16 protein-coding genes are annotated in these 14,209 nt (G+C 28.4%); all 16 read right to left on the minus strand.

Going from position 1 to position 14,209, the window contains the following annotated elements; genetic code table 11:
* Positions 1 to 3: 3 nt before the first annotated feature.
* On the minus strand, positions 4 to 699 hold the full coding sequence (locus CNZW441b_RS03960; RefSeq protein WP_131163309.1) for an ABC transporter ATP-binding protein: 696 nt from the start codon (positions 697 to 699) through the stop codon (positions 4 to 6).
* Positions 686 to 1,456 carry an ABC transporter ATP-binding protein gene (locus tag CNZW441b_RS03965; RefSeq protein WP_131163308.1) on the minus strand — a complete coding sequence of 257 codons (771 nt, stop codon included), beginning with the start codon at positions 1,454 to 1,456 and terminating at the stop codon, positions 686 to 688. Before CNZW441b_RS03965 ends, CNZW441b_RS03960 begins: the two co-directional genes overlap by 14 nt.
* A complete protein-coding gene (locus CNZW441b_RS03970) occupies positions 1,453 to 2,493 on the minus strand; it encodes a branched-chain amino acid ABC transporter permease (RefSeq protein ID WP_216681230.1) in 1,041 nt (346 codons plus the stop codon). Before CNZW441b_RS03970 ends, CNZW441b_RS03965 begins: the two co-directional genes overlap by 4 nt.
* A 1-nt stretch (position 2,494) precedes the next feature.
* A complete protein-coding gene (locus tag CNZW441b_RS03975; RefSeq protein WP_131163306.1) occupies positions 2,495 to 3,391 on the minus strand; it encodes a branched-chain amino acid ABC transporter permease in 897 nt (298 codons plus the stop codon).
* Positions 3,392 to 3,398: 7 nt separating this feature from the next.
* Positions 3,399 to 4,508: an ABC transporter substrate-binding protein gene (locus CNZW441b_RS03980; protein WP_131166076.1), complete on the minus strand. Its 1,110-nt coding sequence runs from the start codon at positions 4,506 to 4,508 to the stop codon at positions 3,399 to 3,401.
* An 18-nt stretch (positions 4,509 to 4,526) separates the two neighbouring features.
* Positions 4,527 to 5,642, minus strand: coding sequence for an ABC transporter substrate-binding protein (locus CNZW441b_RS03985; protein ID WP_131163304.1), 1,116 nt, complete (start codon positions 5,640 to 5,642; stop codon positions 4,527 to 4,529).
* A 19-nt stretch (positions 5,643 to 5,661) separates the two neighbouring features.
* Positions 5,662 to 6,087: a c-type cytochrome gene (locus tag CNZW441b_RS03990; protein WP_131163303.1), complete on the minus strand. Its 426-nt coding sequence runs from the start codon at positions 6,085 to 6,087 to the stop codon at positions 5,662 to 5,664.
* Positions 6,088 to 6,099: 12 nt separating this feature from the next.
* Entirely contained in the window at positions 6,100 to 6,288 is a 189-nt protein-coding gene (locus CNZW441b_RS03995) for a mini-MOMP protein (protein ID WP_216681231.1), read from the minus strand.
* 53 nt (positions 6,289 to 6,341) lie between these two features.
* On the minus strand, positions 6,342 to 6,848 hold the full coding sequence (locus CNZW441b_RS04000) for a YqhA family protein (RefSeq protein WP_131163301.1): 507 nt from the start codon (positions 6,846 to 6,848) through the stop codon (positions 6,342 to 6,344).
* Between the two features lie 17 nt (positions 6,849 to 6,865).
* Complete coding sequence (locus CNZW441b_RS04005) at positions 6,866 to 7,894, minus strand: aspartate-semialdehyde dehydrogenase (RefSeq protein ID WP_216681232.1); 1,029 nt, start codon at positions 7,892 to 7,894, stop codon at positions 6,866 to 6,868.
* Positions 7,895 to 7,897: 3 nt separating this feature from the next.
* Positions 7,898 to 9,199, minus strand: coding sequence for a sigma-54-dependent transcriptional regulator (locus CNZW441b_RS04010; RefSeq protein ID WP_131166074.1), 1,302 nt, complete (start codon positions 9,197 to 9,199; stop codon positions 7,898 to 7,900).
* 191 nt (positions 9,200 to 9,390) lie between these two features.
* Positions 9,391 to 9,840: a hypothetical protein gene (locus CNZW441b_RS04015; protein WP_131166073.1), complete on the minus strand. Its 450-nt coding sequence runs from the start codon at positions 9,838 to 9,840 to the stop codon at positions 9,391 to 9,393.
* The gene (gene flgP / locus CNZW441b_RS04020; protein WP_131166072.1) at positions 9,816 to 10,337 is read right to left on the minus strand and encodes a flagellar assembly lipoprotein FlgP; all 522 of its coding nucleotides are present in this window, start codon (positions 10,335 to 10,337) and stop codon (positions 9,816 to 9,818) included. Before flgP ends, CNZW441b_RS04015 begins: the two co-directional genes overlap by 25 nt.
* 45 nt (positions 10,338 to 10,382) lie before the next feature.
* A complete protein-coding gene (gene gyrA / locus CNZW441b_RS04025; RefSeq protein WP_131166071.1) occupies positions 10,383 to 12,947 on the minus strand; it encodes a DNA gyrase subunit A in 2,565 nt (854 codons plus the stop codon).
* A gap of 37 nt (positions 12,948 to 12,984) precedes the next feature.
* Positions 12,985 to 13,560 (minus strand): ComF family protein, encoded by a 576-nt coding sequence (locus tag CNZW441b_RS04030; protein ID WP_131166070.1) that lies wholly within the window; start codon positions 13,558 to 13,560, stop codon positions 12,985 to 12,987.
* On the minus strand, positions 13,557 to 14,201 hold the full coding sequence (mapA, locus tag CNZW441b_RS04035) for an outer membrane lipoprotein MapA (protein ID WP_131166069.1): 645 nt from the start codon (positions 14,199 to 14,201) through the stop codon (positions 13,557 to 13,559). Before mapA ends, CNZW441b_RS04030 begins: the two co-directional genes overlap by 4 nt.
* Positions 14,202 to 14,209 lie beyond the last annotated feature (8 nt).

The raw sequence follows: 14,209 nt of genomic DNA on the forward strand, positions 1-14,209 counted from the left end.
TCCTTAGAGTCCCAAATATTTCTTACGAATTTCATCATTTCCGATTAAATCCTTTGCAATTCCTTGCATAGCTATTTGTCCATTTTCTAAAACATAAGCATAATCACTAATTTTTAAAGCAGAATAAGCATTTTGTTCAACTAAAAGTATGGTAATTCCTTCTTGTTTTAAACGAATAATAATGTCAAACACTTCCGCTACTATTTTAGGAGCAAGACCCAAAGAAGGCTCATCAAGCATTAAAAGTTTAGGCTCACTCATTAAAGCCCTTGAAATTGCTAACATTTGAGCTTCTCCTCCGCTTAAATTTCCAGCTAAAGTATTTTTTTTATTGGCAAGTCTTGGAAAAAGCTTATACATTTGTTCTCGTAAATGCTCATAATTTTCAGCATTGTTAAATGCCCCTATTTTTAAATTTTCTTCTACGCTAAGATTAATAAAAACTCTTCTGCCCTCTGGAACTAAAGCTATCCCTTTTTGAACTAGAGTATAAGTTAAATGTCTTGAAGTTTCATAACCTAAAAAATTCACCTCTCCTGTTTTTTTTACAGAATTAAGCAAAGCATTTAGAGTAGAAGTTTTACCAGCCCCATTAGATCCTATTAGAGAAACTATATGACCAGTTTCAACTTTAAAATCAATTCCTTTTACTGCTTCAATTAAACCATAATAAACATGTAAATCTTTAACTACTAGCATCAAAATCTCCTAAATAAGCCGCAATAACTTCTTTATGATTAACAGCATCATTTAGCTTTCCTTCAAAAATTGTCTTTCCATAATCAAGAACTAAAACTTTATCACAAAGTTTGTTAACAAATTTCATATCATGCTCTATTAATAAAATGCTTATTTTATAATCATTCCTGAGTTTAAAAATAACTTCAGCTAAATCATCGCTTTCTGAGCTATTCATTCCAGCAACAGGCTCATCAAGCAAAAGAAGTCTAGGTCCTGTTGCCATAGCTCTTGCAATTTCAACTTTTCTTTGTTGTCCATAGCTTAAATTTGTAGCTTTTTCTTCAGCTAATTTTTCAATTCCAAGTTCTTCTAAAATTTTATAAGCTTTATTTTTAAATTCTTTTTCTACTTTTTTAAACCTTCCAAGATGTAAAAAAGCCTCTAAAATGCTATATTTCATTTTATGATTAAAGCCTATTAAAACATTCTCAAGCACACTCATACTCGAAAAAAGTCTTATATTTTGAAAAGTTCTTGCAATCCCTAAATGTACTATTTTGTGGGGTTTTAATTTGTCAATTCTTTGTCCTTGAAAATATACTTCTCCACTTGTTGGTTTATAATTTCCAGTAATTATATTAAATAAAGTTGTTTTGCCAGCTCCATTGGGACCAATTAGTGCAAAAATTTCACCCTCTTTAAGTTTAAAAGAAGTTTCATTTATAGCTTGAACACCGCCAAAATTTTTAGAAATTTGTTTTAATTCTAAAATCACTTCTTTCTCCTTTTTAGATATTTTTTAAATGAAAATAAAATATCAATTAATTCTTTATTTCCCATAATACCTTTCCTAGCAAAAAGCATAACTAGAATCAAAATAAGAGAGAAAACAACCATTCTAAAACCTGGCATAGCTTCAATTTGATATCCAAAAATATTCATACTCTCATCTAAAAATCTAAGCCATTCACTTCCTCCAATAGCCAAAATAGCACCTATTATAGCTCCTGTTGTAGATCCAAGACCCCCTAGTACTATAATGATTAAAAGTTGGAAAGTAAATAAAAAATCAAACTGATCTGGAGTTAAAGTTGTAAGCAAACAAACCAATAATCCGCCACCAACACCTTCTAAAAATGCTGAAGTTCCAAAAGCTAAAGTTTTAATCCAAAAAGTATTAATTCCCATAGCGCTAGCTGCATCTTCATCATCTCTAATAGCTTTCATAGCTCTTCCGTATTTAGAATAAACTATATTTAAAATCAAAATAACTGAAATTATTGCAATAGATCCTGTCCAAAAGATATTTGAAAATTGCGGTATATCAACAAAACCACGTGATCCATTCGTTATTGAATAAAAATTTAATGCTAATAATTTAATAATAATACCAAAACCCAAAGTCACAATTGCCAAATAATCTCCCCTTACTCTAAAAACAGCAAAAGAAAGAATTAAAGATAATAAACAAGCGCAAATTCCAGAGAGTAATAAAGCAACAATAAAATAATTTGTATGCATCATTAAAATAAAAGAATTAGGACCATCAAGAAAAAATTGTTCATTTTTAGCTTCAGCACTTAAAAGCATTAATGCGGTTACATAAGCACCTATTGCTACAAAACCATTGGGCTCAAGAGAAAATTGACCTGTTACACCGTTGATAAGATTGTAACTTACTGCAAAAATAATAAAAATAGCAATTTGATTAACAATATTCATGCCATAATCATTAAAAATTTGCGGAGATAAAAATACAAATAAAATCGAAATTATTAAAAATAATATATGTAAATTTTTAGTCTTACTCATATTAAAACCTACTTTTTTCAAAATTAATGCCCAAAATTCCTGTTGGCTTAAAAATTAATATAAAAACTAAAAAAATAAAAGCAAATGCATCTTTAAAACCGGAAAGATCTGGAAAAAAAGCTACAACTATTACTTCAGTAAGTCCTATGATAAGTCCTCCAAGTACAGCACCAACAATTGAACCAATACCGCCTAATACAGCAGCTGCAAAAGCTTTAAGACCTATCAAAGTTCCCATACTAGGTTCAATTGAATAGTATGTTGTAGCCCAAAATACTCCTCCAACCGCTGCTAAAGAAGAACCTAATGCAAAAACAATTGCAATAATACGATTTGCATTAATACCCATTAAATTTACAGTTTGAATATCAAAAGCCAAAGCTCTTATAGCAATGCCATACTTACTTTTATGTAAGATAAAAAGAAGTACAAGCAAGATGATGAAAGTTATTATAGGAACAAGTAAACTTCCAAAAGTAATACTAATATTAAAAAAAATGATATTTTCTTCAAAAATACTTGGAACTGGAAATGCCTTTGGGGTTGATGTAAAAAACATATTAAAAAGATTTTGTAAAAGAAAACTTATACCAATTGCTGTTATGAGTAATGAAATTTTTGGTGCATTTCTTAAAGGTTTGTAAGCTATTTTATCAGTTGCAATACCTACGCATGCAGCAAAAATCATTGCTAAAAATAAAGCTCCTAAAAAAGGGATCTGAAAATTTAACATACCAAATAGTGCTATATATGCACCTACCATCATAATATCGCCATGAGCAAAATTAATAAGCCTTAAAACACCATAAACCATAGTATAACCTACTGCAATAAGTGCATACATACTTCCTAAACTTAAACCATTAATAAGCTGTTGTAAAAATAAAGTTAAATCCATAATATTCCTAAGGGTTAATAATATCTTTATAAACTTGTTTTTGATTTTTAATTTCTTTAATCACTACAGAACGAATCGCATTTCCACTTTCATCAATACTAATTATCCCACTAACACCTTGGAATTCTTTAGTTTGATGAATTTTATTATTAATACACTCTGTATTAAGATTGTCAATACATTCATTCATAGCATTTACCATTACAAAATAAGCATCAGCGCCCATAGCTGAGAATGCTGGAACTTCTTTAGTTCCTTTTTCTTTTTCATAAGCTAATATAAATTTTTTTCCAAGTTCTGTTGTAGGATTATTAAAATCAAAACTATCGGTAAAAATATAACCATTACTTGCTTCTAAAGCTAAATCAATAAAAGTTTGATTTGCTACCCCATCTCCAGAACCCATTGGAGTATTAAGGTTTAAATTTCTAGCTTGTCTTGCAAATAAGGATGCTTCTGTATAATAAATAGGTAAAAATATAAATTCAGGATTAATACTTTTAATTTGAGTAATAATAGCTTTAAAGTCTTTATTTCCAGAATTAATTCTAATGATTCTTAAAATTTTACCATTATTTAAATTAAATTCTTTTTCAAAAGCTTTAGCAAGGCCTAAAGAATAATCATTGCTTTGATCAACTATAATTACAGCATTTTTATAACCTAAAGTATTATAAACGTATTTAGCCATAGATGAGCCCTGAAAATTATCACTAAAACAAACTCTACTTGAATACTTTTTCTTTTCTAGTAATCTATCCCCAGTAGCAGCAGGTGCAATAAGTGGAATTTTATTATCTTCAGCTATTTTCATGATTTGTAAAGTATTAGCCGTAACCATTTCTCCAATAAGTCCTAAAACTTTATCTTGTGAGATAAGACGATTGGTTCCACTTGAAGCTTCTATTTTATCTCCTTTTGTATCAATGATAATTAAATTTATTTTATCGCCATTTTTTAGTGTATTTTCTAAAGAATTAGCAAGTTTGATACCTTCTAGGGCGCTTTGTCCATAAGCAGCCGTTAAGCCACTTAATGGGAGGGCAATTCCTAAGTTGATTTCTTTTGCATTTAAAGATAAAGTTAAAAAACTTATTAAAACTAAAATCTTTTTCATTATTTTACCTTTTGACATTTATGGGTTTATACTTGTTTTATAAACTTGTTTTTGATTTTTAATTTCTTTAATCACTACAGAACGAATTGCATTTCCACTTTCATCAATACTAATTATCCCACTAACACCTTGGAATTCTTTAGTTTGATGAATTTTATTATTAATACACTCTGTATTAAGATTGTCAATACATTCATTCATAGCATTTACCATTACAAAATAAGCATCAGCGCCCATAGCTGAGAATGCTGGAACTTCTTTAGTTCCTTTTTCTTTTTCATAAGCTAATATAAATTTTTTTCCAAGTTCTGTTGTAGGATTATTAAAATCAAAACTATCGGTAAAAATTACTCCATCTACAGAATTTCCCCCGAGTTTTATAAAAGTTTGATTTGCTACCCCATCTCCAGCTGTTAAAATTTTATTAAATCCAATTTGTTTGGCCTGTCTTGCGATTAAAGCTGCTTCAGGATGATAAATAGGCATATAAACAAAATCAGGATTTAAACTTTTTAATTGAGAAGCTATAGCCCTAAAATCCTTGTCTCCAGAATTGATAATTAGTTTTTTAATTACTTTTCCGCCATGTTCTTTAAAAGCTTTTTCAAAGGCTTTAGCAAGACCTAAAGAATAAATATTTCCTTGATCAATGATAATTACAACATTTTTCAAATTTAGCTCATTAGTAACATAAGAAGCAAATTTTTCTCCTTGAAAGCTATCTTTAAAACATACCCTACTTGCATATTGTTTTTTATTTAAAAGCTTATCTCCAGAAGCTACTGGCGCAATAATAGGAATTTTTTTATCTTCAGCAATTGAAATAGCCTGAATGGTATTTGGAGTTGTTGCTTCTCCAATTAGTCCTAAAACTTTATCTTGCGAGATAAGACGATTGAGCCCATTTGATGTTTCAAGTTTATCTCCTTTGGTATCAACAAGAATAATTTTTATTTCATCTCCATTTGAAAGTCTAGAATTTAATTTACTTGCTACTTCTATCCCGGATAAAATATCTTGTCCATAAGCAGCAACAGATCCTGTAAGAGGCAAAGCAACACCTAAGCGAATTTCTTTTGCATTGATACAAGTGTTAAAAAATAAAATAAATAATATAAAAATATTCTTTTTCATTAATTAATTTCCTTAAATACTATTTTATAAAAGTTCCGTGTTTAGTTTTTTTGGCAGGTTCCTCTTCTAGTAATTCTTTTTCTTGAAGCTTAAAAGCAAAATCTCCGCCTTTAAGATAAGCAATTATATTATCTATATCATCATGACTTAATTCTTTTGCATATAAAGCCATTTGAGTACTTTTTTTTGATGATTCAAGCGTATAAGCTATTAAAGAAGCCTTTATCTGCTCTGGAGTCATATCTTTTAACTTTTTAGAATTAGAAAAAATCTTTTCTCCTTGGTTACCGTGGCAAATATTGCATTTTTTTTGAAAATAAATTTCCTCTCCTTTTTCAGGATTATATTCTTTATTTGTGCTAAAAGTATAATCAAAAATAGACTTTAAGCTAATACCAAAAAGCAAACCTTTAAAAACCAATACTAGCAATATCAATCTAAGCATATTACAAAACCTTTATTTTATAGAAAATTCAATATTTGTTTTATTATGATATTTTTGCTGTTGTTGATCGAAACCTTTCATCTTATGATATTCATATCTATAACGCACCACTCCAGAAACATTGATATCTTTAAAAATTTCATCTAAAGGAGCACTAAAACAAAAAGATAATAAATTTATTAAGATAAATATTATTTTCATCAATATCACTTTAAAAATAAGTTTTGATTATAGCAAAAAAAAATAACCACTGATTAATGACCGCCTTTATGTAAAAAATAAAGTCCGATACATAAAGCTAAAATAGAACCTGCAAGATAGCTCATATCAAGAGGAGAACTAAATTTCATTTGCAATACTCTTTGAAAGAAATTTACCACTAAAACCATAATAATAACTTTAGCAAGTTTATCTTTAAGTTGATCCAAGCTATGAACTTCTAAAACTCTACTTTGTTTTGTTTGTTTAAATTCTTCTATTTCACTTATAAAAAGTTCATATACTCCAAAGGAGAAAATAAATAAAACAAGTGCCATCAAATATAAATCAACAGCCCCAATAATTAACCCTATGACATCATCATGTAAATCAATTTGAGAATTTGCAACAAAAAAATACTGGTAGGTAAAAAGAATAACTTTTAAAATATCATAGCTTGCAATAATAAATAAAACAAAAGATCCAATCAACCCAAAAATAACAGGTAAAATTGTAACAACTCGACTTTTAACAAGCAAAGATTCAAAAAATTTTTCTAGCATTATACTCCTTTAAAATTCTATTTGGTTAATTCTAAATATTTTTGAGCAATTCTTACAGCATTTGTTGCTGCACCTACACGAATTTGATCTGCTACACACCAAAGATGTAAAATATTTTTATGATTAATATCTTCTCTAATACGTCCAACGTAAGTTTCATTAGTATCACTTGTAAAAAGCGGCATAGGATATTTTTTATTTTTTATATCATCAATTAAAACAACGCTTGGAGCATTTTTTAAAATTTCTTTTGCTTTATTTGCACTAACTTCATTTTTAAAGTGTAACGTTAAAGATTCGCTATGGCTTCTAAGAACTGGAACCCTAACACAAGTGGCAGAAATATCGATTTTTTTATGTAGAATTTTTTGAGTTTCATTGATCATTTTTAATTCTTCTTTTGTATAGCCATTATCCACAAATTCATCAATTTGAGGTATCAAATTTAAGGCTAAAGTGTAGGGAAAAGTTTTACTTTGAAATTCATCTAATTTAAAAGCAAAAAAACTTTGCATTGCTTCAACTAACTCTTTCATTCCTTCTTTTCCTGCACCACTTGCAGCTTGATAAGTACTTACATCGACTCTTTGTAAATCAAAGATATCATCTAAAGGCTTTAAAATATGCACCATTTGAATAGTAGAACAGTTTGGATTTGCTATAATCCCAGTTTTTTTATAAAGTTTTATATCTTCACTATTGCATTCAGGAACAACCAAGGGGATATCTTCATCCATTCTAAAATAACTTGTATTATCTATTACAAGGGCTTTGTTTTTTGCTGCTATTTTGGCATATTTTTTAGAAATTTCACTCCCTGCACTAAAAAAAGCTATATCAATTTTATTATTTTTAAAAACTTCTTCATTTAACTCTTGAACTTTGTAATATTTCTGTCTAAATTCAACTTCATTTCCAACACTTTTAGCACTAGCTAAAGGCAATATGTTTTCTACTGGAAAATCTAGTTCATCTAAAACATTTAAAATTTCTTCTCCAACGGCACCTGTAGCACCAACTATAGCAATTCTTTGCTTTTTTGGCATTTTTTATCCTTTTTTTATATTATATTTTTGAATTTTTTCTTCTAAGATACAAATTTTCATTCCTAAAATATCAGCAGCTTCTTGTGTATTGAAATCAACACTCTGAAGAACTTCGCTAATTAAATCTTTTTCAAGATTTTTAATTTCTTTTTTTACTTTTCTAGCCTCTAAAAAAAGATCTTGAGCTATTATTTCATCGCCCTCACTTAAAATACAAGCTCTTTGAACAATAGAAATTAGCTCTCTAATATTTCCTGGATAGTCATAATTAAGCAAAGCTTCTTTGGCTTCTTTGCAAAATTTTTTATTTTTAAAATCATATTCCTTGCAAGTATTTTCTAAAATTTTATTAGCAATATCAAGTATTTCTTCTTTTCTTTCTCTTAAAGGAGGAATATTAATAGGAATGGTATTTAAACGATAATATAAATCAGATCTAAATTCTTCTTTTTGAATTTTTTCTTCTAGATTGGCATTTGTTGCACAAATAATTCTAATATCAATTTTAATGCTTTTAGTAGATCCTAATCTTGTAATTTCTTTTTCTTGTAATGCTCTTAAAAGTTTTGCTTGAACTTCATAAGGCATTTCTCCAATTTCATCTAAAAAAAGTGTTCCACCATTAGCAGACTCAAAGAGTCCTATTTTAGATGCATTTGCATCAGTAAATGCTCCTTTTTCAAAACCAAATAGTTCGCTTTCTATTAAATTTGAAGGAATGGCAGCCATATTAATGGCTACAAAAGGCATATTAGCTCTTTTGCTATTTTTATGAATATATCTTGAAAATACTTCTTTTCCAACTCCACTTTCTCCAAAAAGCATGACAGAGGCATCTGTTTTAGCTGCCTTTAAGCTCAAATCTAAAACTTTCTCCAAATTTTTAGAAGTAGCAAAAAAATCCTTAGTGTCATTATTTAAATTTTCTTTTTTTCTTGGATTTTTTTTTGTTTTTTCTTGGATAACCTTAGCTCTTTTGATGGCTTGTATTAATGTTTCGACATCAAAAGGTTTAGTTAAAAAATCTTTCACTCCAAGTCTTACCGACTCAATAGCACGATTTAAGGTAGCATTACCTGTCATTATGATGAAATCGTATTTATTTTGACAAGCTTTTATAAATTCAAGTCCGTCCATACCAGGCATATTAATATCTGTAATAATTAAATCTACATTGTCATCAAGTTTTTTTAGAGCTTCGGTAGCAGATTTATAAGATTTGATTGTAAATTCTTTATATTCAGCCAAAGCAATTTCAAGAGATTTTCGCATATTGATATCATCTTCGACTATAACTAAATTCATAATCAGCCTTTATAAATTTTATTTTAGATATTAGCAAAATAGAACTTTAAAAAAGGTAAAATTAAGTTTTTATTAATTTTTTTAATTATTTTCTATATTTAAAACAATATTTTTAAATATAGAAAATATACTTTTTGCTAACTATTTTATATTTTAATTAAAGATTTAGAAAGTTTATCTGTTGATATGTTTTATTTTTTTCTAAGATAATAAATCAGTGCACTATTTGAACCAAAATCAACACTAAAGCGAAGTGGTAAAATTTTTATATAAATTTCATTTTGAGCTTTTAAAAGATTTGTTTGAGTAAAACTTTTTATTTGAATTTTAGCCCCTATAAAGCATTCACTTAATTCATCTTTATGAGAATTTAAAAAATCTAATTTAATTTTTTTTGGCATATCTTCATCGATTAGTCCTAAAGAATTTTTTGGAAATTTAATATAGTCTTTTTGAGTATAAGGAAGCTCGCACACAAAATCACTAAAAAAATTATCACTTTTTGTCATTGCCAAAGATATATTTTGACTTTGATGAAAAAGAACTAAATTTCTACTAGAAAGTTCAGCCCAAAATATAAATTCATCTTGGGCAAATAATCTTAAATTTAATAAAATTAATAAGCAAATAATTCTTTCCACTTGTCTGCGTCTATTTTAAGTTCTACATTAACTCGATAAAGTCCTTGATTAAAGCTCTCATCAATTACGCTTGCATTTTTTATAAGTCCATTAACTTGAGCAGTAATTGTTGAACTTCTCAACATAGCATCTTTTACTGTATCTTTACCATTTACTTTCACTCCATAAAGTTTGCTTGCAAGTTGTCTATAAGCATCTGTAATTGCAGCTCTTTTAGCAAGTGCTAAAGCTTGCGCTGATGATACAGTATTTAAAGGAGCTATTCCTTCTCCAACAGCTGTGAAACTAAGTTCTGTTTCGCTAACATCAGGTGCTAGCATTTTTTCTTCCTTGATGATATTTCTTACATCATCTTTATCTACTTTTTGAACAATAATATCTGGATTATTATTTGCAGCAGTGTTATTTGTTGCAGCTGTATTGTTCATTTTTGTTGTATTAGGAACGCATCCACCAAAAACCATTGCTATAACAAGCACAAAAAATAAATTTTTCATATATACACCTTCAATATATTGTAATTCTAAATTAAAAAGCAAAAACTATTCCAAAATTAAATTTATATCTTCTTCTTCACTTTCTTCTTTTGGACATTTTGCTATACTAACAACTTCATCATTTTCTACATTTACAACTATAACTCCACTTGTATTTCTTCCAGCCTTTCGTATGCTTTGCATATCTACGCGTATCATTTTTCCGCTACTTGTTAGAGCCATTAAATCCATGGTCTCATCTACAATTACAACGCTAATTAAGTCTTTTGTCTTATCTGTAAGTTTCATACAGATAACGCCTTTTCCACCTCTGCTTTGAAGTCTATATTCTCCAGCAGTAGTTCTTTTGCCTATACCTTTTGCACTTATACTTAAAATTTCTTGCTCATTATTTTCTATAACAACAGCTCCAACTAATTCGTCATTTTTTTCTTTAAATTTAATTGCGGTCACACCTCGACTTACGCGACCAATTTCTCTAACTTTAGCAAGAGGAAATTTAATACACATACCTTTTTTAGTCACAGCAAAAAGCATTTTTCCTTGGATATTATCACTTAATTCTGAATTCTCTTCTAAAGTGTTAATTTCTTCTTGTATAGCTTTTTCATCATTTTTATCAAGAATTTCATTTTCATCTCTTTGAACAATAATAGCAGTAACAAGTTCATCATCTTCATCAAGATTAATAGCTCTTACTCCAACGCTTCTAATATTTTGATATTCGCTTAGATTTGTTCTTTTTACTATACCATTTTTAGTAAAGAAACATAAAGATTTACTTTCATCAAAATCTGTAGTAGGAATAATAGCCATAATTTTTTCATTAGCTTGAAGATTGATAAGATTTACAACAGCCTTTCCTTTTGCTGTTCGACTTCCTTCAGGAATTTTATAAACTTTAAGCCAATAAAGTTGACCGCGATCAGTTACAAACATCAATGTATCGTGTGTATTTGCTGTAAAGAAATTTTCTATAAAATCATCATCATAAGTGGTAACTGCAAGTTTTCCTTTGCCGCCACGCTTTTGCTTTTCATATTGTTTACTTGGCACACGTTTAATGTAACCGCGATGAGTTATAGTTACAACCATATTTTCATTTGGTATTAAATCTTCAATATCAATATCATCATAATCATCTTCAATCTGAGTAATTCTTGGAACATCAAATTTGGATCTTATTTCTTTGAGTTCTTCTTTAATTAAATTTTCTAATAAAACTTCGCTTTTTAGAATTTTTTCTAATTTATCTATTTCCAAAATAAGCTCTTTTAACTCATTTTCAATTTTTTCTCTTTCAAGTCCTGTAAGGCGTCCAAGTTTCATATCTAAAATAGCACTTGCTTGAATTTCGCTTAAATTAAATCTAGCAATCAATTCCTCTTTAGCTTTTGCATTATCAGGGCTATTTTTAATCAACGCTATAATTTCATCAATATTATCTAATGCTATTTTTAAGCCTTCTAAGATATGCATTCTAGCTCTTGCTTTTTGAAGATCAAAAATTGTTCTTCTAATGATAATTGTTTTCCTATGTGTTAAAAATAAATTTAATAGGTCTATTAAAGAAAATATTTTTGGTTCTTTATTATGAATTGCTAACATAATTACACCAAAAGTACTTTCCATTGTTGTAGATTTAAAAAGGTTATTTAGAACAATCTCACTCATTGCTTCACGTTTAAGCTCTATAACAACACGTATCCCTTCTCTATCACTTTCATCTCTAACTTCTGAAATTCCTTCAATTTGTTTTTCTTTAACCAAGTCAGCAATTTGTTCTATAAGTCTTGCTTTATTTGTTTGATAAGGAAGTTCATCAATAACTATAATGTCTTTATTAACCTTTTTTTCTATATGCGTTTTAGCACGAATTTTAACACGACCCCTACCTGTTTTATAAGCCTCTATAATCCCCTTTTTTCCATAAATAATACCACCAGTTGGAAAATCAGGACCTTTGATAAATTGCATTAACTCTTCTAAACTTGCTTCTTTGTGATCAATTAAATACAAAATTGCATCTATTAACTCATTTAAACTATGCGGAGGAATATTTGTTGCCATACCCACTGCAATACCGCTTGATCCATTGAGTAATAAATTTGGAACCCTAGAAGGCAGTATATCTGGTTCATTAGTTGTTCCATCATAATTTGGAATAAAATCAACTGTATCTTTATCAATATCTTTTAAAAGCTCTTCTGCTAAAATTGTCATTTTAGCTTCAGTATAACGCATAGCAGCAGCACTATCTCCGTCAATAGAGCCAAAATTTCCTTGTCCATCTATGGTTGGATAACGCATAGAAAAATCTTGAGCCATTCTTACAAGAGCATCATAAACGGCACTATCTCCATGAGGATGATACTTACCGATTACATCCCCTACAATGCGTGCTGATTTTTTATGTTTGCTTTTGCTGCCCACACCAAGTTCATTCATTGCGTATAAAATTCTTCTATGAACAGGTTTTAAGCCATCTCTAGCATCAGGCAAAGCGCGACCTATAATAACACTCATAGAATAATCAAGATAGCTACTTTTGATAGAATTTTCTATATCAATAAGATCAATATCAGAATCTTTGTTAAAAATATTTTCCATAAAAATCCTTAAAGCCAAAAAACACTATTGTATCAAATTATTCTTTTGCATCAGCTAAAACAAGTGCAAAAAGAACAAAAATTTTATTTTTTTCTAAAAGCTCTTTAGCTTCTAATAAACTAGAGCCAGAAGTTACAATATCATCAACTAAAATAACAGGATGATTAATTTTTTTCAATAGTTTAAAATTTCTTTTATTTTTTTGACGAAACTGTATATTTTTTCCTGAATATTTTACATTAGATTTAGCATGAAGTGCACTATAAATTGGCTGAATACTTTTACTTTTTAAATATCTAAGCAAAATTGCTGAATGAGAATAAAGCATATTTTCAACCTTATCATCTAAGGCTATAGCATTAATTTTTAAATCTGGATTAAAAAAATTTTTAAATTTTTTAAAACTTAATTTTGCGAGCATATTAAAAACAAAATATCCATAAAAATGATGTTTAGAATATAAAAGATGTTTAATCTGTTCGTATTTATAAAAAGAATAAACTTTAAAGTTTTTATCAAGGACTCTCACACCTAAGGAAAACTCTTTTAAGTTATTTTTACATTTATCGCAAAATCCTAAAAGAGTAAATTCCCCGCAATTAAAACATTTCAAAGCGAAGCAATAATACTTGCAGCTTTATTAGCCATTTGTTTAATTAAAAGATGGGTATAAAAAGTAATTTCTTTTAAATTATCAAAACCTTGAACATCCTGTTTTGTGCGTATGGTAAATTTTCTATTTTTATTTACATCATAAAGGGATAAAACACCAACTAATCTAGAATGAAGTCCAGTAGAATCTTTTTTAGAATTATAATCAATAAAAGCTAAATCAACTTTTGTTACATAAGGGGAATTATCATTGTTATTTTCTAATACTACAATTCCTCTAGATTCAAGTTCTTGCTTTAGATAAATATAAAAAATAGCATTAAATTTAGCATCAACAAAATATTTTTGATCATTGACTAATAAGGTTTTTTTATCCTCATTTAAATCATAAAATCTATGTAAATAAACTTTTTTTAAAGCTACACCAGTATCAAGAGTTCTTTTATTTGCACAACACTCAATCCCTACATCACTGATATATAAAAGTCCTTTGATTTTGGCTTCAAATCCACTTGGACTTTCACAAGAACTACAGTCTAAATTTTTAGAAATTTGATTTACTTGAGCAAAAGTATCTTGACGATTTGCACAAGCACTTAAGATAAAAATACTTGCTATAAAAATCACAAGCCTAATAAACATCATATCTC

The sequence above is a fragment of the Campylobacter novaezeelandiae genome (genome assembly GCF_018968685.1).
Taxonomy (GTDB): domain Bacteria; phylum Campylobacterota; class Campylobacteria; order Campylobacterales; family Campylobacteraceae; genus Campylobacter_D; species Campylobacter_D novaezeelandiae.

What these genes read in the sequence shown, in the direction of transcription:
- CNZW441b_RS03960 (WP_131163309.1), bottom strand. Translation starts at nt 699, where the DNA reads ATGCTAGTAGTTAAAGATTTACATGTTTATTATGGTTTAATTGAAGCA.
- mapA (WP_131166069.1), bottom strand. Translation starts at nt 14,201, where the DNA reads ATGTTTATTAGGCTTGTGATTTTTATAGCAAGTATTTTTATCTTAAGT.
- CNZW441b_RS03990 (WP_131163303.1), bottom strand. Translation starts at nt 6,087, where the DNA reads ATGCTTAGATTGATATTGCTAGTATTGGTTTTTAAAGGTTTGCTTTTT.
- CNZW441b_RS03985 (WP_131163304.1), bottom strand. Translation starts at nt 5,642, where the DNA reads ATGAAAAAGAATATTTTTATATTATTTATTTTATTTTTTAACACTTGT.
- CNZW441b_RS03995 (WP_216681231.1), bottom strand. Translation starts at nt 6,288, where the DNA reads ATGAAAATAATATTTATCTTAATAAATTTATTATCTTTTTGTTTTAGT.
- CNZW441b_RS03970 (WP_216681230.1), bottom strand. Translation starts at nt 2,493, where the DNA reads ATGAGTAAGACTAAAAATTTACATATATTATTTTTAATAATTTCGATT.
- flgP (WP_131166072.1), bottom strand. Translation starts at nt 10,337, where the DNA reads ATGAAAAATTTATTTTTTGTGCTTGTTATAGCAATGGTTTTTGGTGGA.
- CNZW441b_RS04000 (WP_131163301.1), bottom strand. Translation starts at nt 6,848, where the DNA reads ATGCTAGAAAAATTTTTTGAATCTTTGCTTGTTAAAAGTCGAGTTGTT.
- gyrA (WP_131166071.1), bottom strand. Translation starts at nt 12,947, where the DNA reads ATGGAAAATATTTTTAACAAAGATTCTGATATTGATCTTATTGATATA.
- CNZW441b_RS04005 (WP_216681232.1), bottom strand. Translation starts at nt 7,894, where the DNA reads ATGCCAAAAAAGCAAAGAATTGCTATAGTTGGTGCTACAGGTGCCGTT.
- CNZW441b_RS04010 (WP_131166074.1), bottom strand. Translation starts at nt 9,199, where the DNA reads ATGAATTTAGTTATAGTCGAAGATGATATCAATATGCGAAAATCTCTT.
- CNZW441b_RS03980 (WP_131166076.1), bottom strand. Translation starts at nt 4,508, where the DNA reads ATGAAAAAGATTTTAGTTTTAATAAGTTTTTTAACTTTATCTTTAAAT.
- CNZW441b_RS03975 (WP_131163306.1), bottom strand. Translation starts at nt 3,391, where the DNA reads ATGGATTTAACTTTATTTTTACAACAGCTTATTAATGGTTTAAGTTTA.